This is a genomic window from Agrobacterium sp. Azo12, from assembly GCF_029193765.2.
In the GTDB taxonomy this organism is placed as follows: domain Bacteria; phylum Pseudomonadota; class Alphaproteobacteria; order Rhizobiales; family Rhizobiaceae; genus Agrobacterium.
In genome coordinates this window covers 2,929,776-2,952,856 of sequence record NZ_JARFYO020000001.1, presented here as the reverse complement: position 1 = coordinate 2,952,856, position 23,081 = coordinate 2,929,776, and the positions used below count along the sequence as shown (strand labels likewise).

Below are 23,081 nucleotides of genomic sequence, written 5' to 3'. Positions count from 1 at the left end.
TTTATCCTTTCAGACCCGCATTAAATACTGCGAGTTGCGCCGCTAAGGCGCGCTGGTAGGCGGGGCGTTTTTCTCCCCGCTCGACATAGGCCAGAAGATTGGGAAATTCGGCCAATATGCCTGACGAGCGAGTTCGCAGCAGCACCGATATCATCAGAAGATCACCGGCCGTAAATGTGTCTTCGAGCCATTGCGATTGGCCGAATCTGACGGAAAGCTCGCTTAGTCGTTTGCGGATCCGGTTGTCGATCAGCGGCATACGTTCATCATGCCAACTTTTCTCTCCCTCGAGAAACCGGGCGACTTCGCGCTCCAGCATCGGCGGTTCCATGGTGCTGACTGCCGTAAACATCCAAGTAATGGCACGGGCCTTAGCATTGTCATCTTTCGGTAGCAGCCCGGGGTGGTGGTCGGCGATATGAAAAACGATTGCGCCTGAATCAAACAGGGTGAGGTCATCTTCCTGATAGGTCGGGATTTGTCCGAAGGGCTGCAGCTCAAGATGCGCCGGCTCTTTCAGGGCCTTGAACGACAAAAGCCGAACGTCATAGGGTTGCTCAACCTCTTCAAGGGCCCAGCGCACCCGCATGTCTCGCGCCATGCCCTTGCCGCCATCGGGAGAGTTTTCAAAAGCGGTAATGGTGATAGTCATGACGGTCCCCCATCAGCTGCCTCTAAGGCTGGATGATCAGCTACACGAGTTTTGATGCCAATTGGTTCGAGTCTGTTTTGTGAGGTCGACTGCGTGTTATGCCCTGGATGGTCCGCCGAAGACGGGCTGCAGGTTGTTGCTGCCCGTATTGGTTATTCTGCGCTCAAGCCAAGATATCGGGGCCGACGTCGACGATACGGCGTTTGCCGCACAGCGCCATGGTGATATCCATTTCCTTGGCAATGATCTCAAGTGCGGTGGTAACGCCCTGTTTGCCACCGGCGCCGAGGCCGTAAAGGAACGGGCGGCCGATATAGGTGCCCTTTGCACCGAGTGCGAGGGCTTTCAGCACATCCTGTCCAGAGCGAACGCCACCATCCATATGCACTTCGATTTTGTCACCGACAGCTTCGACGATTTTGGGCAGCATGGCGATGGATGAATGTGCGCCGTCAAGCTGGCGACCGCCATGGTTGGAAACGATGATCGCATCTGCGCCGGAACCGGCAGCGGCGCGTGCATCTTCCTCATCGAGGATGCCCTTGAGAATGAGCTTACCACCCCAACGTTCCTTGATCCATTCGACGTCCTTCCAAGACAGGCGCGGATCGAACTGTTCCGTGGTCCAGGCTGAAAGAGATTTCAGATCGGTCACGCTTTTGGCATGGCCAACGATGTTGCCGAAGGTACGACGCTGGGTGCCAAGCATGCCAAGGCACCATGCCGGGCGCGTGGCCATCTGCCAGATATGTTTGGGTGTGAATTTCGGTGGAGCAGACAGACCGTTGCGAATGTCTTTGTGACGCTGACCGAGGATTTGCAGGTCAAGCGTCAGCACCAGAGCCGAGCACTTGGCGGCCTTGGCCCGGTCAATCAGATTATGAACGAAGTCACTATCATTCATCACATAGAGCTGAAACCAGAAAGGTTTCTTGGTGACGGATGCGACATCCTCGATCGAGCAGATGCTCATGGTGGACAAGGTGAACGGAACGCCGAATTCTTCGGCCGCCTGTGCTGCCAGCATTTCACCATCGGCATGCTGCATGCCGGTGAGGCCGGTGGGGGATAGTGCAACGGGCATGGCCACTTTCTGACCGATCATTTCGCTTTCCAGCGACCGATCGCTCATGTCCACCAGAACGCGCTGACGCAGCTTGATCTTGGCAAAGTCATCTTCGTTGGCGCGGTAGGTGCTTTCCGTCCATGCGCCGCTATCGGCATAGTCGAAAAACATTTTTGGCACGCGCTTTTTCGCCAGCTTTTTCAGGTCCGCGATTTCGAGTGGTTTGCTCATGGATGATGCCTTCACAGTTCAAATTCAGCGTCCATGACTAGCATGCTTTGCCGAAACTGCCACGGTAAAGCAGAGTCGATTCAACGGATTGTGCGGCACTTTAAAAGTACCGCTCGATGGTGCCTGTTCAACCCATTAATGGCCGCAGGGCAAGCTGCAAACCAAGCAGCAATAGGCAGATCAGGAACCATCGTTTGAAGGTGGCAGGACTGACTGCGCGGCGCACGATCTGGCCTGCCCACATGCCAAGAAGAGCGGGCGCAACAGCCACTGTCGAGGTTGCCAGTTCCTGCAGCTGGAAAACGCTCTGGGAGCCGAGGCCGATGGCCAGCGCAATGGTGGAGACGGTGAAAGAGAGGCCAAGGGCCTGAACCAGATTTTCCCGGTCAAAACCGAGTGCCTGAATATAGGGAACGGCCGGAATAACGAAAACGCCGGTTGCACCTGTCATCAGACCGGTCAACAGACCGATGATCGGTGACAACCAGGCCTCGATTTTTTCAGGCACGGAAAATGGTGGGGCCAACAGCGTGTAGGCTGCATAAGAAGCGAGCGCGACGCCGAGAGCCGCCGTTGCCCAGACGCCTGAATTGCCTGCCATGAAAGAAGCGCCCAGCAATGTGCCGATAATGATGGCCAGCATCATGGTCCACAGCCGTTTCAACAAGGCGATGAAGGACGGTCCGGCCAGCAGCTGCCAGATGTTGGTGACGAAGGAAGGCAGGATGAGCAGGCTTGCCGCCGCAACCGGTGGCATGAACAGCCCAAGCACACCCATGGCAACGGTTGGCAGACCCATGCCGGTCACGCCCTTGACGATGCCGGCCAGAAAGAAGGTGAGCGTGATGAAGGCGATTGCGGCGAAAGATAAGTCAGCTGTCATTTCAGGCATGAGCATCCGGTGCGGTGAGTGGCGGTTTATGGCTTTTTATAACCGGGTATCCCACCTGATGTTACGGTGACGGCCGATGTATCCTCTTCCACATTAACGTCATGTGTCTGGTCTAAAGCCCGGCAACGATGCGCTGGATATAGGGCTCCTTGCCCCGCAGATATTCTGCGATCCCTTTGGTGTTTTCCTGTTCAAGCTGCAGTTTCAGGCGACCATAGGCATCACGCGCCTCGCTGTCTTGCCGCAAATGATCGCGGAATTTGAGCATCTCAATAGCCTTTTCGTGTCCAGCAAGGCAGAGATGCAGCTTATGAGTTCTGACACCATCCACATCCCGCTTGAAAAAGCTGTGACCAGCGGACAGATCTCCGCCACGCCGGTAACCGAGATCAACAAGTGCTGTCGTCATGTTCTCAGCCACATCGTTGGTATGGACGAGAATGAGGATGTCGATTTCCGGTTTTGCGGCAAGGCCAGTAACGGCGGTGCTGCCGATGTGGTGAATTTCCAGAAGGGCGGGACCAAATGCCTGTCGCAGGCGTAGTGCCTCTGATTGGTACAGGCAGGGCCAATTCGGGTCATAGGCTGTGATTTTGCTGGTCAGTGCCATGACGGCCGTTCCTCATGCAGACTGTATCGCATGCATGAGGTTACAGCGTGATGGTCTTCAGGCCAATGTCGATTTCATCGCCTTGCCAGCAACATAGGTTTCGCTGACGGTGCGGTCATCGCCCATGGTCAACATCAGGAACAGTTCTTCGGTCAGGCTGTTGACTACTTCCATTTTCAACGCCATGGCAGGCGTCGAGGATGCGTTGAGCACCGTGATGTCGGCGTCGGTGCCAACATCCAGTGTACCGATGCGATCTACCATCGACAGTGCCTGCGCATTGCCAAGCGTCATCAGGAACCAGCTTTCCAGCGGGTTCAGACGTTCACCCAGCAGCTGCTGGATTTTATAGGCCTCATCCATGGTGCGCAGCATGGAGTAGCTGGATCCGCCGCCAATATCTGTGGCAACGGCAATACGAACAGGCTTTTCACGACGCTGCAGCTTCTTCATCGGGAACAGGCCGGAACCGATAAACAGGTTTGAGGTCGGGCAATGAACGGCAACTGCGCCGGTTTCCGACAATACATCCGCTTCCCGTTCCGACAGGTGGATGGCGTGACCCAAAAGGGTGGTATCGCGCATCAGGCCATAGCGCACGTAGATGTCGGTATAGTCGGTCGCCTCTGGATAAAGTTCGCAGGTGTATTTGATCTCTTCCAGGTTTTCCGACAGGTGGGTCTGGATGAACAGATCAGGAAATTCCTGCGCCAGCGCCTGTGCCGCCTGCATTTGCTGGGGGGTGGAGGTGATGGCGAAACGTGGGGTGATGGCGACGTGGTTGCGGCCCTTGCCGTGCCAGTCTGCGATAACCGCTCTGGTTTCATCGTAGGACACTTCAGGTGTGTCGAGCAGACCCTGCGGTGCGTTGCGGTCCATCATCACCTTGCCGCCAACCATCAGCATGTTGCGCTTCATGGCTTCTGCGAAATAGGCGTCAGCTGAGGTCTTGTGTACCGAACAATAGGCGGCAGCCGTGGTGGTGCCGTGGCGCAGCAGCTCATCGTAGAAATGCGTGGCAATACGCTGCGCATGTGCGCTTTCCACGAAACGGCATTCCTCCGGGAAGGTGTAGCTATTCAGCCATTCCAGCAGATTGGCGGCGTAGGAGCCGATGACCTGCATTTGCGGGAAATGCAGGTGCAGGTCGATAAGGCCGGGCACGATAAGGTACGGACGATGGTCTTTTTCTGCCACATCTTCGGGCGCGGATTTCTTGATGTCGCTATAGTCGCCAATCGCGACAATCTTGCCATCATCAATCAGCAGGCCGCCGTCTTCGATGTAAAGATAACTTGCCGTGTCATCGATGGAGTGTGGTGCGCGGCGAAAACTCAAAAGACGACCGCGCAGCAGAAGCATGCTCATTCTGTTTTTCCTTGTGACAAGGCGCTCTCATACCAGGCGGTCAGCACCTTGCGTTCTTCGGGCGTTATATCCGTGATGTTGCCGGGCGGCATAGCATGGCTGCGGCCTGCCTGAATATAGATCTCTCGGGCATGGGCGGCGATATCCGCATCCGATTCCAGCTTGACGTTCTTTGGTGTGAAACTGATGCCTTCCCAAACCGGCTCGGCGGCATGGCACATGGAACAGCGTCCCTGCACGATATCGCGCGCCGACGCAAAATGGACGTCACTCGCAAACATCTGTTGCACGGGTGTCAGCGAGGATGTGGTTTCTTCCTCGCCGGTCAGAACCTTCGGCACGGTTGAAAGCCACATGATGATGATGAAGATCACCGCTGTTGCCAGCCATGTCCATGTCGGTTTGCCTTTGCGAGCATGGGTGGTGTTGAACCAGTGGCGAATGGTGACGCCCATCAGGAACACCAGCGCCGCGATAATCCAGTTATAGGTCGTGGCAAAGGCTAGCGGATAGTGGTTGGACAACATGAAGAAGATGACGGGCAGGGTCAGGTAGTTGTTGTGCAAAGACCGCTGCTTGGCAATGCGCCCGTATTTCGGGTCTGGCGTGCGTCCGCCAATCAGGTCCGCAACCACGATCTTCTGGTTGGGAATGATGATCATGAACACATTGGCCGACATGATGGTGGCGGTAAACGCACCCAGATGCAGAAAGGCGGCACGGCCGGTAAAGACCTGCGTGTAACCCCAGGCCATGGCGACCAGTGCAATGTAAAGCACGATCATCAGGCCCCAGGTGTTGTTTCCAATCGGGGATTTGCACAGAAGATCATAAAACATCCAGCCAATGGCCAGGGATGCGATGGAAAGACAGATGGCCTGAACGGGCGAAAGGTCCATGACTGTGCGGTCAATCAGGAACAGGTCTGCGCCACCATAATAAACCACGCACAGCATGGCAAAACCGGTGACCCAGGTGGCGTAGCTTTCCCACTTGAACCAGGTCAGGTGCTCGGGCATCTGGGCCGGTGCGACCAGATATTTCTGGATGTGGTAGAAACCGCCGCCATGCACCTGCCATTCCTCGCCATAGGCACCCGGTGGCAGATGGGCGCGTTGTACCAGGCCCAGATCCAGCGCGATGAAATAAAATGATGAGCCGATCCAGGCAATGGCGGTGATGACGTGCACCCAACGGACGGCGAAGGCCATCCATTCCCAGGCAATGGCGTATTCGTACATGCAGTTCCCCTTATGCTTATTGCATTGCACATTGCGAAAAAAAACAGTCTCTGAAAAGAGAAAAGCCGGTGCGAACGACGGATTGTTCTCATTCTCCACGCAAGCTTTATCTGCTCTTGCAAATTTGCATGGCGGCGGATTTTGTTTTGCGCAAATGCCGTTAGCCGACTACCCACGACTCAGCTAAAATCTGTTGCACGCAACACGCCGCGCGGCGCCGATTTCCGTGAGAGCATGATGCGTTGTGCAGAAAGTCAGAGTGTCTTGTGCGATCCAAAGGACGCACGGCGCTCTCACGGTTCGCGTGGCGGTTTTCCGAAATCGCAATGCTGCATATCCTTGGGTCGGGGGTGGGGCAAGGGGAGGGATTTGCAGATATGCCAGTGCATGCATTGCGTCCCGGTTTTGTTAAATTCATGTCTTAAGTCGTAACTACAGGACGCAATGCGTTTCGGGTGACTGCCGTTATCTTCAACGGAGACAATGCCCATGCGCCATACTGTGACTGTGATTGAGCGTTTGCATGCGAAGTTGAATCAGGCAAATGCGTTAGCTTCTTGTTTTTACAAATTTTCCGGATTTCGGCCGGTTTGGTTCTATGCCGTCTTTACCCTTGTTTTTGCTCTCGTGCCGAGTGTGTCTGCCCATGAATCCCACAAGGGATTCAAATATGAGAGCTATTGCTGCAATGGCAATTCCGAGACCGGTGATTGCCAGATGATCCCGACAAAAAGCGTGCGGGTCGTGCAGGGTGGGTATGAGGTGTCACTGGCGCCCGGTGACCACCGGCTGGTCACGAGGCGGCATGTGTTTAACTGGACGCAACGGGAAACCCGACGTTCCGATGACGGTGAGTACCACCTGTGTCTTTATCCGGATGAAAATACGCCGCGCTGTTTTTACGCGCCGGATATGGGTTTCTGACCCTGTTGATCGACTGATGGCATCAGCTTGAAAATCCACTCGCGAAAGGCTTTGATCTTTGGCGCGTTCTTGCGGTTTTCGGGATAGACCAGCCAGTAATGCGCGCCGTCGTGGCTGGTAATGTCAAAGGGTTGCATGAGGCGCCCAAGCGCCACCTCATCAGTATAAAACTCGGGTGTCAGAATGGCAACGCCCTGACCGGCGATGGCGGCAGCAGCCTCGAATGTTTGCGCGCCAAGACGACTGCCTGTGCGGTTTTGCAAGGGCGGGTCGCTCACTCCAGCCTGATGAAACCATTGTTGCCACCATGGATCCCCTGCATCGATAAGGCGCAGCTTCAAAAGGTCGGCCGGTGTCTTCACGCCGCCAATGGTCTCTGCCAGTGCCGGGCTTAACATCGGTGAAAACCCACCGCGCATCAGAAGATGCGAGTCCAGGCCCGGCCAGACACCGGCGCCAGCGCGGATTGCCAGATCCACATCCGTCTGGCTGAAATTGACAAATTCCTGCGATGTTTCCAGCCGAACTGCAATGCCGGGATTTTCAAGCTGGAAGGCGCCGATGTGGCGTGACAGCCAACGGGCTGCGAAGGTTGGGGTGGTGTGGATAAAGAGCGTGTCGCTTTTGATATGCTTCGCATCGGCCACCGCATTGCGCAACGCGCCAAAAGCCTCGGCCACTCTTGGCGCCAGCTTCTGCCCGCTTTCCGTCAAGCTAACCTGTCGAGGTTTGCGCACAAACAGCGCCATGCCAATGAAGTCTTCGAGCAGTTTTATCTGATAGCTGACAGCGGTCTGCGTCATGCCAAGCTCGTCACCCGCCTTGGTGAAACTCATATGGCGGGCGGTGGCCTCAAAAACCCGCAAGGCATTCAACGGCAACTGGCGTGACAGTTTCATGGATAAGTTCTCTTTATTTACTACCTGCGATATTTCATTGGTTTTTGAAAGAAAACAACGGCATTCTCATCTCATACAACAATTCAGTTTATGAGGAAACGAAGATGCGTGGAGCAACCTTGCGCGTGCGAAGCCCTATGCTTGCGGTTTCGCGGCTGTTGGACCTTGTCAGGTCCATGCGGATTAAAAGCGCGACAACACGACCCCAGAACCTTGTCGATGACAGCCTAAGTGACGACATCAAACGTGATCTCGGTCTTATGGATGGAAGGCGAGGGCTTGGCTCTCCACGGGAGCGGCAGAGCGATGAAATGCGTGAAGCACTTCTGCGGCAACCAAGGCCGCTATGATCGCCGGGCGTTTGTCTTTGACGGTTGATCCGCCGATTGGCAGGGTCAGCCTTTCAAGATTGACGGACGCCTCGGCGTCGCTTTCCCGCTCGATCCAGTGGGCGAAGGTGGCGCGTTTGGTCTTTGAGCCAATCATGCCGACATAGGCGAGGTCTGCGCGTGCCAAGGCCTGTTTCGCAATCAGGAAATCCAGTGCGTGGTCATGAGTGACGATGATAACAGCGCTGCCAGCAGGAATGGAGGGAATTTTCGCCTCTGGCATGGCACTCAGATGTGTTGCCACGCCAGTTGGCAGATCGTGTAACTCGTCTTGCCGCGTCTCGATGATGCTGGTTGACACAGGTAAAAGCGAAAACGCCTGGGCAAGTGCCTTTCCGACATGGCCAGCCCCGAAGATGAACACCGATGGCTGCGCGCGGTTTTCCTGCTCCAACTTTGTTTTCAATCCCGCCGCGACCGTGTCATTGACCTCGGTGAAACGCAAAAGTGTGCGCCCACCACAGCACTGGCCAATTTCCGGCCCCAACGGAATGTCCATGGTGCCGGATACCGTCTTGCCGCTCAACATCGCACGGGCGTGGTCAATGGCCATATATTCGAACTGGCCCCCACCAATGGTTTGCCAGATGCGGTCCTTCGAGACGAGCATGAAGGTACCCGCCTCGCGCGGCGACGAGCCTTTTACGGATTCAATTTCGATCAGGATGACTGGTTCTGCGCCATCCAGAAAGGCTGCAAGGGAGGTGTCGCGCATCAAGGCTCCCCCTTATACCTTCTTCAAGCGTTCGACGGCCATCAACACCCGTTCCGGTGTGGCCGGTGCATCAAGTCGTGGGCAGACCTTGTAATCGGCCACGCTGGCAACTGCCATGGACAATGCTTCCAGCACGGATATGGCCAGCATAAATGGTGGCTCACCTACGGCCTTGGAACGACCAATGGTTGGCTCGGCATTTTCAGCCCATTCCGCCAGCTTGACGTTGAAGGTCTTGGGACGGTCAGATGCCAGCGGTATCTTGTAGGTGGACGGTGCATGGGTGCGCAGACGCCCCTTGTTGTCCCACCACAGTTCTTCCGTGGTCAGCCAGCCCATGCCCTGTACGAAGGCACCCTCAATCTGGCCAATGTCGATGGCAGGGTTGAGGGATTTGCCGACGTCATGCAGCACATCGGCCCGCTCTACCATATATTCGCCGGTCAGCGTATCGATGGAAACTTCCGAGACTGCCGCACCATAGGCGAAATAATAAAACGGTTTGCCTCGACCGGCGGCACGGTCCCAGTGGATTTTCGGGGTCTTGTAGAAGCCGGCGGCAGAGAGCTGCACGCGACCGAAATAAGCCTGTTTTATGAAGTCGTTAAAGGCAACTTCTTCCAAACCGATTCTAATGCGGTTTGGCAGGAAGGTTACCTCTTCCGGTCCGACATTCCACTTTTCGCAGGCGAACTGGACAAGGCGTTCTTTGATCTGACGGGCAGCATCATAGGCGGCCATGCCGTTGAGATCGGTGCCGGATGAAGCGGCGGTGGCCGAGGTGTTGGGCACTTTTCCTGTCGTTGTCGCGGTAATCTTCACCCGACTGATATCGACCTGGAATGCATCGGCAATGACCTGGGCAACCTTGGTGTAAAGGCCCTGGCCCATTTCCGTGCCACCATGGTTCAGGTGAATGGAGCCATCATTGTAGATGTGCACCAATGCCCCGGCCTGATTGAAGGCTGTCAGCGTAAAGGAAATGCCGAATTTGACCGGTGTCAGCGCAATGCCCTTGCGAATGATCGGGCTGGTCTTGTTGAACTCGATGATCGCCTGTCGCCGTGCCTGATAGTCACTGGACTGTTCAAGTTCTTCAACGATGCGGGCGATGATGTTGTCCTCGACCTCCTGATGATAGGGGGTGAGTGTGCGCCCCGATTCCGGCTGGCCGTAAAAGTTCAGCTTGCGGACCTCGAGCGGGTCCTTGCCGACTGCATAGGCGATTTCTTCAATAAAACGTTCCGCACCCAGCATGCCCTGCGGGCCACCGAACCCACGAAAGGCGGTGTTGGAAACGGTGTGGGTTTTCAACGGTTTCGAGGTCAGTCTTACATGCGGATAGAAATAGCTGGAATCAGCATGAAACAGGGCACGGTCGGTGACCGGGCCTGAAAGATCCGAGGAGAAACCGCAGCGTGCCGCATAGGTGGCATCGACAGCATGGATGCGGCCTTCATCATCAAAGCCCAGTTCGTAATCGACCCGGAAATCATGACGTTTGCCTGTGGTGCTCATGTCTTCGTCGCGATCAGGGCGGATCTTGATGGCGCGGTTGAGCTTCTTGGCGGCAATGGCACACAGGGCGGCAAACTGGTTGCCCTGCGTTTCCTTGCCACCAAAACCGCCGCCCATGCGGCGTACCTGCACGGTGACGGCATTGGACGGCACCTGCATGATGTGGCTGACGATATGCTGGATTTCGCTGGGGTGCTGGGTCGAGCTCCACACCGTGACTTCGTCATCTTCGCCCGGAATGGCCATGGCGATATGGCTTTCGAGGTAAAAATGCTCCTGTCCGCCAATCCGCATCGTGCCGGTCAGGCGACGCGGCGCAACATCCATCTCGAGTGCCGCTTCGCCACGCTTCAGCGTCATGGGGTCAACAACCAGCGGGGCATTGTTTTCCAGCGCGCTGTCGATATCGCTCCAGTGCGGCAGGTCTTCATAGGTGATCTTGGCTTTGCGGGCGGCACGACGTGCCTGATCCCGGGTCTCGGCAAAGACCGCAAAAATCAACTGTCCATGAAACTCGACCTTGGTTTCTGCCAGCAGGGGTTCATCGTGACGGCCACCGGAGGACACATCGTTTTCACCGGGAATATCCTTTGCCGTCATGACCCAGACCACACCTGGCGCGCTTTCCACCTCGGAAAGATCGATGGATGTGATGGTGGCATGGGCGCGATCGGACATGCCCAACCCGCCGTGCAACAAGCCTGCGGGTTCGGGAATATCATCGATATATTCGGCACTTCCCGTCACATGCTTATGTGCTGAATCATGTCGCAGCGAGCCGTGCATCTGGCCCTCGACCGTGGTTTTTGCGGTGTCGAATGTTGTGGTGTCCATGGGGTCAGGCCTCCTGCAATTCGAAACGCTTGATCTCCTGCGGGGTGCCGGAGGTTTCCAGGAAGAAGCGGGTCAGCAGGTTCTTGGCAGTCAATTGGCGATAGGCGGCCGTGGCGCGCCAGTCGGTCAGCGGGGTGAAATCTTCGTCCAGCGTGTCACGGACCTCGTCGATGGTGGCTTGTGTCCATGGTTTGCCGGAAAGTGCAGCTTCCAGATTGGCTGCCCGTTTAGGGGTGCCGGCCATGCCACCAAAAGCAAGGCGGAGATCGCTGACGGTATTGTCCTCGCCAAGCGTCAGATGGAATGCGGCACAAAGTGCGGAGATGTCTTCATCACGCCGTTTGGAGATTTTATAGACCGCATAGTGACTGCCCTGTTTGGGCAGAGGAATGGTCACCTTCTCCACGAATTCACCGGGCAGGCGATCCTGCTTGCCGTAGTCGATGAAATATTTTTCGAGCGACAGGGTGCGCGGACCATTGGCTGCACGCAGTGTCAGTGTCGCGCCAAGTGCAATCAGGGCCGGCGGTGTGTCGCCGATTGGCGAACCATTGGCGATGTTGCCACCGATCGTGCCCATGTTGCGGACCTGCTGCCCACCAATACGGTCGATCAAACGGGCGAAGGCCGGAATACGGGCCGCGATGGTTTCAAATGCCTGACTGTAGGTTACGCCGGCACCAATGGTGATGGTATTTTCATCCGCTGCGATGGTTTGCAGTTCCGCGAGATTGTTGATGAAGACGACAGGGTTGAGGGCACGCATCTGTTTGGTGACCCACAGGCCCACATCCGTGCTGCCGGCAACGATGGTGGCTTTCGGTTCCTGCTTCAGGATTTCGGCAAGTTCTGTGACCGAGCCCGGAATGATGCTGCGCTCATTTCCCTTCGCCACGGTGATCGTGCCGTTCTGTGCAATGGCCCAAAGGCGGCTGACAATCTCCGAGCGGTCACGCTGCAGCGGGTCGAACAGGGCGCTTGGACGGGCAGAGGAGACGTGCTCAGCGGCGCGCACGATTGGCTCATAGCCGGTGCATCGACAGAGATTGCCTTGCAGTGCTTTTTCAATCGCTGCGCGCGAAGGCTTTTCATCGGAAAGCCACAGGCCGTAAAGCGACATGATGAAACCGGGCGTGCAGAAACCGCACTGCGAACCGTGATAATCCACCATCGCCTGCTGTACCGGATGAAGAGTGCCGTCCTTTGATGCCAGATGTTCCACTGTCACGACATGGGTGCCGTGCAGCGAGCCTATAAAGCGGATGCACGCATTGACGCTCTCATAGCGCAGCGATCCGTCGATCAGTCGGCCTACCAACACCGTACAGGCGCCGCAATCGCCCTCTGCACAGCCTTCCTTGGTGCCGGTCAGTTTGCGGTTCAGCCGTAGATAGTCAAGGAGAGTGTCCGTTGGCCCGAAGTCATCAAGGGAAACGGTCTGACTATTAAGAATGAAGCTTATCGCGTCGTTCATGCATTGCCTTCTTTATCAGGTTTATTGGGCGGTCCAGCCGCCATCCACCGAGATATGTGTTCCGGTGATCTGTGATGCTGCGTCGCTGGCAAGAAATATTGCCGTTGCTGCGATGTCTTCAATGCTGACAAATTCTTTGGTGGCCTGCAGCCGTAACAGCACCTCATTTTTAACTGCTTCCTCGCTGATGCCGCTGGTTTTTGCCATGTCCGGTATCTGCTGTTCTACCAAAGGCGTCAGCACGTAACCGGGGCAAATGGCATTAACGGTGATGCCGGTTTCCGCCAGCTCCAATGCCGCGGATTTGGTCAAGCCCATGATACCGTGTTTTGCCGCCACATAGGCTGACTTGTACGGTGAGGCAACCAGACCGTGGGCCGACGAAATGTTGATGATGCGGCCTTTCCCGGCCTTCTTCATCACCGGAATAGTGCGGTGCATGGTATGGAAAGAACTCGTCAGATTGATGGCGATGATCTGGTCCCATTTTTCCGGCGGAAATTCGTCGACCGGGGCCACATGCTGCACACCGGCATTGTTGACCAGTACGTCGATGCGTCCGAACTTTTGTTCGGCTTGCGCCACCATGTCGGCAATCTCTTCCGGCTTGGTCATATTGGCGGCGTGGTGGATGACATGCACCCCATTTTCCGCCTCCATCATCAGGCGGGTGTTTTCAATTTCACCAGGATCGCCAAGTCCGTTCATGACAATGTTTGCACCGTCCCTTGCAAAAGCTTGCGCGATTCCAAGGCCGATACCACTCGTTGAGCCGGTTACGATGACTGTTCTCGTCATATATGTTCCCCTGCGTACTTGATGACGCATTGCGAGCATCGAAGGTATGCTCAAACAGGGGCGGCTGGCAATCGGGTTTTCACAGCTTCCTAATATGGCTGCGGGTTGACAATGACGGCGAGGCGCATTTCCCTGCGACGGGACATGTGAGGAGCAAAATTATGGGTGAATACATTCTTGCAATCGACCAGGGCACGACGTCGAGCCGCGCCATCGTGTTCGATGCAAAGATGCAGGTTGCCGGGGTAGGGCAGAAGGAATTTCGCCAGATATTTCCGAAGTCCGGCTGGGTAGAGCATGATCCCGAAGAAATATGGGAAAGCGTGCTGTGGTCGATCAGGGAGGCGATTAAAAAGGCCGGTATCAAGGCGGGCGACATTGCTGCCATCGGCATAACCAACCAGCGCGAAACAACCGTGGTGTGGGAGCGGGAAAGTGGCAAGCCCATACACAATGCCATTGTCTGGCAGGACCGCCGCACCGCAAAGGATTGTGAAAAGCTCAAACGGGCCGGGCATGAAAAGACCTTTACAGCCAAGACCGGCTTGCTACTCGATCCTTATTTTTCCGGCACCAAATTGTCCTGGCTGTTGTCCAACATCAAGGGCGCACGCAAGCGCGCACAAAAGGGCGAACTGTGCTTTGGCACCATTGATACGTTTCTGATCTGGCGATTGACCGGGGCGAAGTCTTTCGTGACAGATGCCACAAATGCCTCGCGCACCCTGATGTTCAACATCGAAAAAAATCGCTGGGACGAAAAGCTGCTCGGCATTCTGGATATACCGCAGGCCATGCTGCCCGAGGTAAAGGATTGTGCTGCCGATTTCGGAACAACGGAAAAAGATCTGTTCGGTGCTGAAATACCCATTTTGGGGGTTGCGGGAGACCAGCATGCGGCCACCATTGGGCAGGCGTGTTTTGCGCCGGGCATGTTGAAGTCAACTTACGGCACCGGATGTTTTGCGTTGCTGAATACCGGCGCGGACATTGTGCGGTCCAAGAACCGCCTGTTGACGACGATTGCCTACCGGCTGGACGGCAAGACGACCTATGCACTGGAGGGGTCGATTTTTGTGGCTGGTGCGGCCGTGCAATGGCTGCGCGATGGCCTGAAGATTATAGAGAAAGCGTCGCAGACCGGCGAGTTGGCTGACAAGGCTGATCCTTCGCAGGAGGTTTATCTGGTGCCAGCGTTTGTCGGGCTCGGTGCACCCTGGTGGGATGCGGAAGCTCGTGGTGCGATCTTTGGTCTGACGCGCGGCACTGGCCCCGCGGAGTTTGCGCGCGCCGCATTGGAAGCCGTTTGTTTCCAGACCGGTGACCTGCTGGATGCCATGCACAAGGACTGGAAAAATAACGGCGACGGTGAGACTGTATTGCGGGTGGATGGCGGTATGGTCGCCAGTGACTGGACGATGCAGCGACTGTCAGACATTATCGATGCGCCGGTGGATCGTCCCGTTATTCTGGAAACGACCGCACTTGGTGCCGCGTGGCTTGCGGGCAGCCGGGCTGGTGTGTGGCCAGACATGGATGCATTTGCAAAGGCGTGGTCGCGAGATAAGCGGTTTGAACCCAAAATGGAAACCAGTATCCGGAAAACAAAAGTGAAGGGGTGGAGGAACGCCGTTCGCAGGACGCTCGTTAAGGTCTGACGGCGCTTGTATCGGTTGGCCGACATCACACAGAGGAGGAAGCAGCATGCCAAAACTGGGAGAACATGAACTGTCCTTAACCCGTATATTTGATGCGCCACCTAATAAGGTTTATCGGGCGTGGACCGATCCTGATCTTTTGAAAGAATGGTTCACACCGCGGCCCTATACCGTTTCCGACGTGGAAATGGATTTGCGGTCCGGTGGCGTTTTTAACGTAACCATGCGCGGTCCGGATGGTGAGGTTTATCCCAATAACGGAATTTTTCTTGAGGTTGTCCCCAACCGGCTTCTCGTGTTTACCGATGCCTATCAGGATGGATGGGTGCCCAGCGAGAAGCCATTCATGACCGGTTATGTGAGTTTTGAGGGGGCTGGAAACGGCCAGACACGCTACACCGCCAAGGCGCTGCACTGGACGGCTGAGGACAAGAAGACTCATGAAGAAATGGGTTTCGACGAAGGCTGGGGCAAAGCCGCCGACCAACTGGAGGCTCTGTTGGAGCAAATCTGAAGAGACTTCAAATTCTGATTCAACTGCTTGGCAGAGTGATTCAAGTTACGCTGCCAAGTGTTTGAAAACAGAATCGCATCTCTGATCTTACGGCCCGCTTCGGGGCAAAGTTTTCCTATCCATTTCATCGAACGGATCGTTCCATATTTTGAAATTGCCATAGTCTTTTGCGATGCCTATCTCTGCGTGAAGAAACAGGAGCATCGATCATGGAACTCGGTCTTTACACATTTGCGGATGTCGATCCGAACGCACCGGATGGCAAGGGACCGGAAGGTGCACGACGTCTTAAAAATCTTATCGAGGAAATCGAGCTTGCCGATCAGGTCGGGCTGGATGTGTTCGGTCTTGGCGAACACCACCGCCCGGACTATGCGGTGTCTTCGCCATCCACCGTGCTGGCCGCTGCCGCCGTCAAGACAAACAATATCCGACTGTCGAGCGCAGTTTCGGTTTTGAGCTCCGATGATCCGATCCGCGTCTTCCAGCAGTTCGCAACTGTTGACCTGCTGTCGAATGGACGCGCAGAGATCATGGCCGGTCGCGGCTCCTTCATCGAATCCTATCCGCTGTTCGGCTATAATCTGGAAGACTATGACGAGTTGTTTGCTGAAAAACTCGACCTGCTACTGACCCTGCGTGAAAACGAGATTGTCACATGGTCTGGCAACAAACACACGCCGATCAATGGCCGTGGTGTTTATCCGCGCCCCTTGCAGGAAAGGTTGCCGGTGTGGATTGCCGTTGGCGGCACTCCGCAATCCGTCGCAAGAGCAGGAGCAATGGGCCTGCCGGTGGCGCTTGCGATTATCGGCGGCGAATACCGTCGGTTTGCACCGCTGTTTGATCTTTACCGCGAAGCGGCCCGCCGCGCTGGCCAGCCGGAGACCAAACAGAAAACCAGCATTAACGTGCATGGCTTTATTGCCGACACCACCGATCTTGCCGCTGACCAGTTCTATGGTCCGCAGGCAGAGGTTATGAACCGGCTGGGTCGTGAACGCGGATGGGGGCCGACCAGCCGTGCCCATTTCGACATGGCGCGTGGGCCGGAAGGCAATCTCTTCTTAGGTGAGCCAGAACTGGTTGCGGAAAAAATCATCAAAGCACATGACGTGTTCAAGAATGATCGTTTCCTGCTGCAGATGGCCATCGGCCTGATGCCGCACGATCAGATCATGCGCGGTATCGAGTTGTACGGTACGAAAGTCGCGCCGATTGTCAGAAAAGAATTGACTGGCAGCGCTGATAGGGTGAAAGCCACCGCATGATGTAAGTATAGGGTTGCGGCGCCAAACTGCCGCAATCCGCATGTCCGGGTAGTTTTATGATCGTCTCGTCCGAAGAAGAATTGGTGAAGCTGAAGGAAATCGGCCGCCTGTGTGCCGTTGCCCTGAATACCATGGCTGATGCGCTGGAGCCGGGTATCACCACGGCCGAGTTGGACGATATCGGTCGTAAAATACTGGAAGACAATGGTGCGCAATCGGCACCGGAGTTCTGTTATCAGTTTCCCGGCGCGACATGTATCAGCGTCAATGAAGAAGTGGCGCATGGTATTCCCGGCGTGCGCATCATCAAGCCAGGTGACCTCGTCAACATCGACGTTTCGGCTGTGAAGGATGGCTTCTTTGGTGACACAGGCGCGTCCTTCGCCGTGCCGCCCGTGAAAAAGGAAATCGAGCGTCTGTGCCGGGATGGTAAACGCGCCATGTGGACCGGTCTGCAGCAGGTAAAGACCGGCAAGCCGATGGCTGATATCGGAAATGCCATTGGCGCCTTCGCCCGCAAGAACCGCTACACCCTCATCACCAACCTTGCCAGCCACGGCATTGGCCGCTCATTGCATGAAGAGCCGCGCGAACTTGCGACATGGCCGGACAAGGATGAAACCCGGATCATGGAAGAGGGCATGGTTTTTACCGTAGAGCCCTTCCTGTCTACCGGTGCCTATTGGGCGGAAGACGGCGACAATGATCCCTGGACGCTTTACAGCGATCCCAGTTCTCCGACCGTCCAGTTCGAGCACACGATTGTGGTGACCAAAAATGGTCCGCTCGTTTTGACGCTTGCTGACTGATTTTGCAGTGATTGCATTTGAGATCGAGACGGTGCTGAACGCACCGACTCAAGTCTCGACTTGTGCTTTTCTTTATCGATTTTTGGCCCGTCTTTAAGCGCCATCTTCCCTTACGTGATTTCAGGATGTTCAGTCGTCGGCGTAATAAATTCTATTTTACGCGCTGGATAACCACATCCAGAAGGCGAATATTTCCATTTGCTAACTTTCAACCGCTCTCCAAATATGCAAGCCTTAACGCAATCAGTGGTTGGGTCAGGTTAAATCAATTTGAACCTGATGGAGGACAGCCACCAAGCGTTGTGTATTGTCTATTCCGGGGGGAGCATGAGGTTCTACCGAAGCAGGTTGCTGGGATCAGCAGCTATTTTTGTCGTCGCTGTTAGCAGCGGTTTTCCAGCTTATGCAAGTGATTGGACTGGCGGCACGTCAAGCGATTGGCACGATCCTGCAAACTGGATTGGGGGTGTCATCCCGGTAGCGGGAAGCACTGTCAACATCAAGGTACCCGGCGTCGACGGGCGAACGAGCATCACCGATGCCGCGAGCTATAACAATCTTTACGTTGGTTCGGTGAGCGAAATTTACTTAGATATTTCGGGTAACGGCAGTCTGACGGGCACCAGTCTGAGTGTAGGTGAAGCCGTCGGTGAAATCGGCACTCTGACGATCTCGGGCGCAGATGCATCCTTGGCCACTGGATGGCTTACAGCAGGATTTTACGGCGATGGTACGATCCTTATTGAAGATGGCGGATCTGCAAGTACCGTCAATGCACTGCATCTCGGCCAATTTGCCGGCTCGTCGGGTACGTTTACCGTTGATGGTGAGGGTAGTTCCTGGACTGCCAGCGGTGGAGCCACAATTATCGGCCATATAGGTGAGGGCAAGTTTACGGTCAGCGGTGGCGCGACAGCGACAGATTACGCTGTAACGGTTGGTTATGGTGATGGGGGCGTTGGTGCCGCACTGATCGACGGCGACGATTCCACATGGTCTATCACAGGCGGCGCATTGGTTGTTGGTTACGAGGGCGAGGGTGGCCTGACTGTGAGTGGCGGCGCTACGACCAATACTTTCAAGCGAGTAATCGTCGGTGACAAATCGACTGCTGAGGGGACAATCACAGTCACCGGAGCCGACAGCAGCTTTACAATAAACGGTACGACCTCCGACATTTATCTTGCCGTCGGTAGTTCTGGTGTTGGCACGGTCAAACTGGCTGATGGAGCATCGTTCAATAGCAATACGGCTGTTTTGGGCTTCTTGGCATCCGGTAACGGCACTCTCGATTTGACTGGAGCCGATACCAGATTTGTAAACACCAATTACATAGCTGTTGGTTATTATGGCATCGGTGAAGCAACTGTGCGGGATGGGGCCACCATTGCGGTAACCGGTGCTGCTGGTGTTCGAATTGGATATTTGGCAGGCTCAACCGGTACGCTGAATATCGGCGCTGCGGCAGGCGATGCGGCTGGTGTTGCTGGACATATCGAGTCTCCGAAGGTTGTATTCGGTCCCGGTTCAGGCACGCTCGTTTTCAATCACACAAATACCAGCTATGATTTTTCGTCCGCTATCTCGGGCACCGGCTTCATCAATCATGTCTCGGGCGTGACGACGTTTTCCGGCACCAGCTCCACGCTTGGCGGTATCACCAGTATCTCCGGCGGAACGGCGCTGGTTACCGGTTCGCTCGGCGGAATGATAGACGTTTTGAGCAACGGCACACTGGGCGGCACTGGCACTGTTGGCAAGCCAGGGTCCACGCTTTCGATCGGCAACTGTGGCACACTATCGCCCGGTCTTGTGGGGTCCAGAGGCACATTGTCGGTTGTGGGTGATCTCGCCTTTTCGACCGGCTCAACCTATGTCGTGCAGGTGTCAGGTCTGAGCAGCGATGCGGTGGTGTTGACTGGCGGGGCCGTGACCATCAACTCCGGGACGTCGCTGCAAATTTCGCTTTCCGGGGCTGCGAATGCCAGCCGATACACCATCCTGAAGGCAACGAGTGTGACCGGCACATTTTCCACGATTGATTGGGGTGGCTTGTCCAATTACGAAATCTCCTATGACAATGGTATTGTTTCGCTTCTCTCAACCGTCAGTGTTGGCAATGGCGGGTCTGATTTGACGCCAAACCAGTCTTCGGTGCTGTCTGTTCTGCAATCCGGTAGCGCGCCTGGTGGTCTGTGGTCTTCGCTCGGTTCCGTGCCTGACAGTGAGCAGGAAGAGGCGCTGCGGCAATTGTCGGGCGAAACTCATACCGCACCGCGTGCCGCCTTTTTTCAGACGGCCCAATCCGTCAACAATACGGTGAACGGCCGTATCCGTTCCATGACCGATGGGGTTGCTGCACCTTCCGTTCCAGCCCTCGGTTATGCCGAGGAAACAAAACCGGCCAAAAGTGGCCAGTTTGCATCCTTCGAGAAGAAAACGGATGTTTTTGATCAGGATCGGTTCTCCGTCTGGACAAACGGTTTTGGTTCCTGGGGCAAGGTTGATGGTCTGACTGGCAGTCCCGATACCGATATATCAAATGCGGGTGTGTTGATCGGTGGTGACGCTAGCATCTCCGACAATTGGCGGGTCGGTGTGTTTGGTGGCTACAGCCGGTCATCATTTGACACGTCAGACAGTGACGGCGACAGCAACAACTATCATCTCGGTGTCTATGCCGGTAGCCGGTGGGATGCCATCTCGTTTCGTACTGGCATCAACTACACTTGGCACAGGGTCGACACGGTGCGCCAGGTTGATTTTCTCGGTGAGACGCTGAGAGCTGACTATGATGCCAGCACCCTCAACATGTTTGGCGAGATGAGCTACCGTATCGATGTCGCACCTGCATCATTCGAACCCTTCGTTAGCCTGAGCCATATGCGGGTAAAGACCGATGGCTTTACCGAAACCGGTGGCCTTTCCGCCCTGACCATGGGTAACACCGATTTGAACACCACCTACACGACACTTGGGGTCCGCGCGTCGACCGATCTTGATGTCGGGTCTGTTCCGGCCACACTGCGTGGCTCCCTTGGCTGGATCCACGCGTTTGGTGATGTGGAGCCGGAAACCACGGCCCGGTTCTCCTCCGGTGACAGCTTCAGAGTGGTTGGCACGCCACTGGACCGAAATACGGCGATTGTGCAAACGGGAATGGATTTTGCCCTTTCGTCGGTCTCGACCTTAAGCATATCCTATACAGGGCAGTTCAGTGCCAAAGCCTATGACCATGGCGTCAACGCCAAGTTACAGGTTCGTTTTTGATTTCAATGCAATTCTGAACGTCCAGTCGCTTGTAGGTGGCGCTGGACGTTCAGAATAATGACAGGTGTCTGCATGTTCGGAAAAAACATAAAGGCGGCTGCCGCAGTCGCTCTGGTGTCGTTCGTGACACAGCCATCCAACGTGGCAGCGCAGACAGAGGCACCAGCGGCGGCAGGTAACAATGTCTTCTCCGTCAACGAAACCCATGGCGACTGGATCGTGCTATGTTCACAGGCTGAGGCAAAGCAAATTTGTTTGATGACGCAACAACAACGCAAGAACGATACCAAGCAGCTGGTCATTGCAGCCGAAATCAGCACTGACAAGAATGACCAAATACGTGGAACGATTATTCTGCCATTCGGACTGCAGCTGGCGGCGGGTGTGACGGTTCAGGTCGATGATGGCGTGGTGTCGAACCCGTCACCTTTTGCAACCTGCTTGCCAACGGGCTGTATCGTGCAAGTGCTTCTTGATGCGCCAACTCTGCAAACCTTGCGGGGTGGCAGTAATGTCAAGCTTGTCGCCAAAGCCTATGACAGCGGGCAGAATGTGCTGTTGGGCCTGTCATTGAAGGGGTTTTCCACCGCGCTTGACCGGTTGGTGGCACTTTCGAAATAGGCAGGCTGCTTATCAGCGCCAAATTATCGGGTTCAATAGCATTGGCAGGTGCCATCAAAATAAATGGTTTGCCTGACCCATGTTGCACTGCCATAGACGCGACATGACTGACGCTGCCGCACAATCCCATTCGCGTGTCCTGCTGATCGGCTTTGCCGGGGCGTTGGCCATGGCCTGTTCGCAAGGTTTCGGGCGTTTTTTGTATACGCCAGTCCTGCCCGGCATGATCAGCGACCTGTCGCTCAAGGCTTCTGATGCAGGGTTGATTGCTGCAGGTAACTTTGCTGGTTATCTGCTGGGCGCCATTCTCGCCGCTTACGGTTGGGCGAACGGACGTGAAAAACTGGTGGCGCTTGGCGGAATGCTGGCTACCGGTCTGCTGCTGTTGGCCATGGCTATGACGCGTGCAGTCGAAGTCTTTATTCTCATTCGTTTTCTGGCCGGTATGGCCAGCGCCCTGGCAATGATCTTCACGTCGCAGATCGTTATCGGCTACGCCACTGCAGCCGGGCGGGAAGATGTGCAGTCTTTGCATTTTGCTGGCGTTGGCGTCGGCATTGCCGTTTCGTCACTTCTCGTTTTTGTTATCGGTTCGCTGCTGCACGGGGAGGGCGCGTCCTGGCAAGCGGAATGGATTGTCGGGGCGGTGTTCGTTTTTATTGCCTTCATCTTCGTGGCGCGTGTTTTACCCTCTGGTCCACCTCGCACCGCAGTGGCAACTGTTGAGCCGCCAATACGCTGGCGTATGCCGCTGGTGTTGCTAACCATTGCCTATGGTCTGTTCGGTTTTGGTTATGTGATTACCGCCACCTTTCTGATTACCATTGTGCGAATGGCCGATGCGGGCGCACTGGTGGAATGTCTGGCATGGTTTATCACGGGTAGCGCCAGTGCAATTTCTCTTTACATCTGGCGACCGGTTGCGAAACTCACCGGGCATCGCTGGACCTTCGTCATGGCCTTGGCAATTGAAGTTGTCGGTGTTCTTGCATCCGTACTGCTGCCACCTGTGGTGGGTGCGCTTTTCGGCGGGCTATTGTTTGGCCTGACATTCATGGTTGTGACAGCGTATGGTCTGCAATTGGGGCGACAGTTTTCGCCGCACAGCCCGAGGCGCGTTTTTTCATTCATGACGGCTGCATTTGGAATTGGCCAGATTACCGGGCCTTTGGTTGGCGGATGGGTGGCACAGTTCACCGGCAATTTCACCCTGCCAACCATACTGGCTGCCACTGCGCTCGGCATTGCCATGCTGTTGATGGTGCCGGTTGCCCGCATGCGGGATTGATGCGGTAAGCGTCAAACATAAGGTTTTGGTGGTTTTTCA

At 55.5% G+C, this 23,081-nt stretch carries 19 protein-coding genes; 8 read left to right on the top strand and 11 right to left on the bottom strand.

Annotated elements, in window-relative coordinates; translation table 11 throughout:
• Nucleotide 1 precedes the first annotated feature (1 nt).
• The 6 genes from PYL13_RS14070 to puuD all read right to left on the bottom strand — a co-directional run bounded on the left by PYL13_RS14070 (nt 2) and on the right by puuD (nt 6,060).
• On the bottom strand, nt 2–652 hold the full coding sequence (locus PYL13_RS14070; RefSeq protein WP_275641741.1) for a glutathione S-transferase family protein: 651 nt from the start codon (nt 650–652) through the stop codon (nt 2–4).
• Nucleotides 653–815: 163 nt separating this feature from the next.
• Complete coding sequence (locus PYL13_RS14065; RefSeq protein WP_275641740.1) at nt 816–1,949, bottom strand: alpha-hydroxy acid oxidase; 1,134 nt, start codon at nt 1,947–1,949, stop codon at nt 816–818.
• 127 nt (nt 1,950–2,076) lie between these two features.
• Nucleotides 2,077–2,832, bottom strand: a complete 756-nt coding sequence (locus PYL13_RS14060; protein WP_303299111.1) for a sulfite exporter TauE/SafE family protein — start codon at nt 2,830–2,832, stop codon at nt 2,077–2,079.
• Between the two features lie 121 nt (nt 2,833–2,953).
• Entirely contained in the window at nt 2,954–3,451 is a 498-nt protein-coding gene (locus PYL13_RS14055; RefSeq protein ID WP_275641738.1) for a GrpB family protein, read from the bottom strand.
• Nucleotides 3,452–3,508: 57 nt separating this feature from the next.
• Entirely contained in the window at nt 3,509–4,819 is a 1,311-nt protein-coding gene (gene guaD / locus PYL13_RS14050; protein ID WP_275641737.1) for a guanine deaminase, read from the bottom strand.
• On the bottom strand, nt 4,816–6,060 hold the full coding sequence (gene puuD / locus PYL13_RS14045) for a urate hydroxylase PuuD (protein WP_275641736.1): 1,245 nt from the start codon (nt 6,058–6,060) through the stop codon (nt 4,816–4,818). Before puuD ends, guaD begins: the two co-directional genes overlap by 4 nt.
• Nucleotides 6,061–6,687: 627 nt before the next feature.
• Here puuD and PYL13_RS14040 point away from each other — a divergent pair.
• Entirely contained in the window at nt 6,688–6,984 is a 297-nt protein-coding gene (locus PYL13_RS14040; RefSeq protein ID WP_250982400.1) for a hypothetical protein, read from the top strand.
• Here the strand turns inward: PYL13_RS14040 and PYL13_RS14035 are convergent.
• From PYL13_RS14035 to PYL13_RS14015, 5 genes are all read right to left on the bottom strand, one after another.
• On the bottom strand, nt 6,960–7,883 hold the full coding sequence (locus PYL13_RS14035; protein ID WP_275641735.1) for a LysR substrate-binding domain-containing protein: 924 nt from the start codon (nt 7,881–7,883) through the stop codon (nt 6,960–6,962). The genes PYL13_RS14040 and PYL13_RS14035 overlap by 25 nt on opposite strands.
• 258 nt (nt 7,884–8,141) lie before the next feature.
• Complete coding sequence (gene xdhC, locus PYL13_RS14030) at nt 8,142–8,987, bottom strand: xanthine dehydrogenase accessory protein XdhC (RefSeq protein WP_275641734.1); 846 nt, start codon at nt 8,985–8,987, stop codon at nt 8,142–8,144.
• A gap of 12 nt (nt 8,988–8,999) precedes the next feature.
• Complete coding sequence (gene xdhB / locus PYL13_RS14025) at nt 9,000–11,339, bottom strand: xanthine dehydrogenase molybdopterin binding subunit (protein ID WP_275641733.1); 2,340 nt, start codon at nt 11,337–11,339, stop codon at nt 9,000–9,002.
• 4 nt (nt 11,340–11,343) lie between these two features.
• On the bottom strand, nt 11,344–12,813 hold the full coding sequence (gene xdhA / locus PYL13_RS14020; RefSeq protein ID WP_275641732.1) for a xanthine dehydrogenase small subunit: 1,470 nt from the start codon (nt 12,811–12,813) through the stop codon (nt 11,344–11,346).
• Between the two features lie 21 nt (nt 12,814–12,834).
• Nucleotides 12,835–13,611 (bottom strand): 3-hydroxybutyrate dehydrogenase, encoded by a 777-nt coding sequence (locus PYL13_RS14015; protein ID WP_275641731.1) that lies wholly within the window; start codon nt 13,609–13,611, stop codon nt 12,835–12,837.
• A gap of 161 nt (nt 13,612–13,772) precedes the next feature.
• Between PYL13_RS14015 and glpK the strand changes: the two genes are divergently transcribed.
• The 7 genes from glpK to PYL13_RS13980 all read left to right on the top strand — a co-directional run bounded on the left by glpK (nt 13,773) and on the right by PYL13_RS13980 (nt 23,042).
• Nucleotides 13,773–15,269, top strand: a complete 1,497-nt coding sequence (gene glpK, locus PYL13_RS14010; RefSeq protein WP_275641730.1) for a glycerol kinase GlpK — start codon at nt 13,773–13,775, stop codon at nt 15,267–15,269.
• A 46-nt stretch (nt 15,270–15,315) separates the two neighbouring features.
• Complete coding sequence (locus tag PYL13_RS14005; protein WP_275641729.1) at nt 15,316–15,783, top strand: SRPBCC family protein; 468 nt, start codon at nt 15,316–15,318, stop codon at nt 15,781–15,783.
• Nucleotides 15,784–15,992: 209 nt separating this feature from the next.
• Entirely contained in the window at nt 15,993–17,054 is a 1,062-nt protein-coding gene (locus PYL13_RS14000) for an LLM class flavin-dependent oxidoreductase (protein WP_259143587.1), read from the top strand.
• A 56-nt stretch (nt 17,055–17,110) separates the two neighbouring features.
• Nucleotides 17,111–17,863, top strand: coding sequence for a type I methionyl aminopeptidase (gene map, locus PYL13_RS13995; RefSeq protein WP_275641728.1), 753 nt, complete (start codon nt 17,111–17,113; stop codon nt 17,861–17,863).
• A 327-nt stretch (nt 17,864–18,190) separates the two neighbouring features.
• Nucleotides 18,191–21,133 carry an autotransporter outer membrane beta-barrel domain-containing protein gene (locus tag PYL13_RS13990; protein ID WP_275641727.1) on the top strand — a complete coding sequence of 981 codons (2,943 nt, stop codon included), beginning with the start codon at nt 18,191–18,193 and terminating at the stop codon, nt 21,131–21,133.
• Between the two features lie 72 nt (nt 21,134–21,205).
• Complete coding sequence (locus PYL13_RS13985) at nt 21,206–21,754, top strand: invasion associated locus B family protein (RefSeq protein WP_275641726.1); 549 nt, start codon at nt 21,206–21,208, stop codon at nt 21,752–21,754.
• 103 nt (nt 21,755–21,857) lie between these two features.
• Nucleotides 21,858–23,042, top strand: coding sequence for an MFS transporter (locus tag PYL13_RS13980; RefSeq protein ID WP_275641725.1), 1,185 nt, complete (start codon nt 21,858–21,860; stop codon nt 23,040–23,042).
• Nucleotides 23,043–23,081: the final 39 nt, after the last annotated feature.

Bases quoted from the DNA above. Each gene is read 5' to 3' on its own strand.
- puuD (WP_275641736.1), bottom strand. From the start codon at position 6,060: ATGTACGAATACGCCATTGCCTGGGAATGGATGGCCTTCGCCGTCCGT.
- map (WP_275641728.1), top strand. From the start codon at position 17,111: ATGATCGTCTCGTCCGAAGAAGAATTGGTGAAGCTGAAGGAAATCGGC.
- PYL13_RS14055 (WP_275641738.1), bottom strand. From the start codon at position 3,451: ATGGCACTGACCAGCAAAATCACAGCCTATGACCCGAATTGGCCCTGC.
- PYL13_RS14005 (WP_275641729.1), top strand. From the start codon at position 15,316: ATGCCAAAACTGGGAGAACATGAACTGTCCTTAACCCGTATATTTGAT.
- PYL13_RS13990 (WP_275641727.1), top strand. From the start codon at position 18,191: ATGAGGTTCTACCGAAGCAGGTTGCTGGGATCAGCAGCTATTTTTGTC.
- xdhB (WP_275641733.1), bottom strand. From the start codon at position 11,339: ATGGACACCACAACATTCGACACCGCAAAAACCACGGTCGAGGGCCAG.
- PYL13_RS14015 (WP_275641731.1), bottom strand. From the start codon at position 13,611: ATGACGAGAACAGTCATCGTAACCGGCTCAACGAGTGGTATCGGCCTT.
- xdhA (WP_275641732.1), bottom strand. From the start codon at position 12,813: ATGAACGACGCGATAAGCTTCATTCTTAATAGTCAGACCGTTTCCCTT.
- PYL13_RS14070 (WP_275641741.1), bottom strand. From the start codon at position 652: ATGACTATCACCATTACCGCTTTTGAAAACTCTCCCGATGGCGGCAAG.
- glpK (WP_275641730.1), top strand. From the start codon at position 13,773: ATGGGTGAATACATTCTTGCAATCGACCAGGGCACGACGTCGAGCCGC.
- guaD (WP_275641737.1), bottom strand. From the start codon at position 4,819: ATGAGCATGCTTCTGCTGCGCGGTCGTCTTTTGAGTTTTCGCCGCGCA.
- PYL13_RS14035 (WP_275641735.1), bottom strand. From the start codon at position 7,883: ATGAAACTGTCACGCCAGTTGCCGTTGAATGCCTTGCGGGTTTTTGAG.
- PYL13_RS14060 (WP_303299111.1), bottom strand. From the start codon at position 2,832: ATGACAGCTGACTTATCTTTCGCCGCAATCGCCTTCATCACGCTCACC.
- xdhC (WP_275641734.1), bottom strand. From the start codon at position 8,987: ATGCGCGACACCTCCCTTGCAGCCTTTCTGGATGGCGCAGAACCAGTC.
- PYL13_RS14065 (WP_275641740.1), bottom strand. From the start codon at position 1,949: ATGAGCAAACCACTCGAAATCGCGGACCTGAAAAAGCTGGCGAAAAAG.
- PYL13_RS13985 (WP_275641726.1), top strand. From the start codon at position 21,206: ATGTTCGGAAAAAACATAAAGGCGGCTGCCGCAGTCGCTCTGGTGTCG.
- PYL13_RS14000 (WP_259143587.1), top strand. From the start codon at position 15,993: ATGGAACTCGGTCTTTACACATTTGCGGATGTCGATCCGAACGCACCG.
- PYL13_RS13980 (WP_275641725.1), top strand. From the start codon at position 21,858: ATGACTGACGCTGCCGCACAATCCCATTCGCGTGTCCTGCTGATCGGC.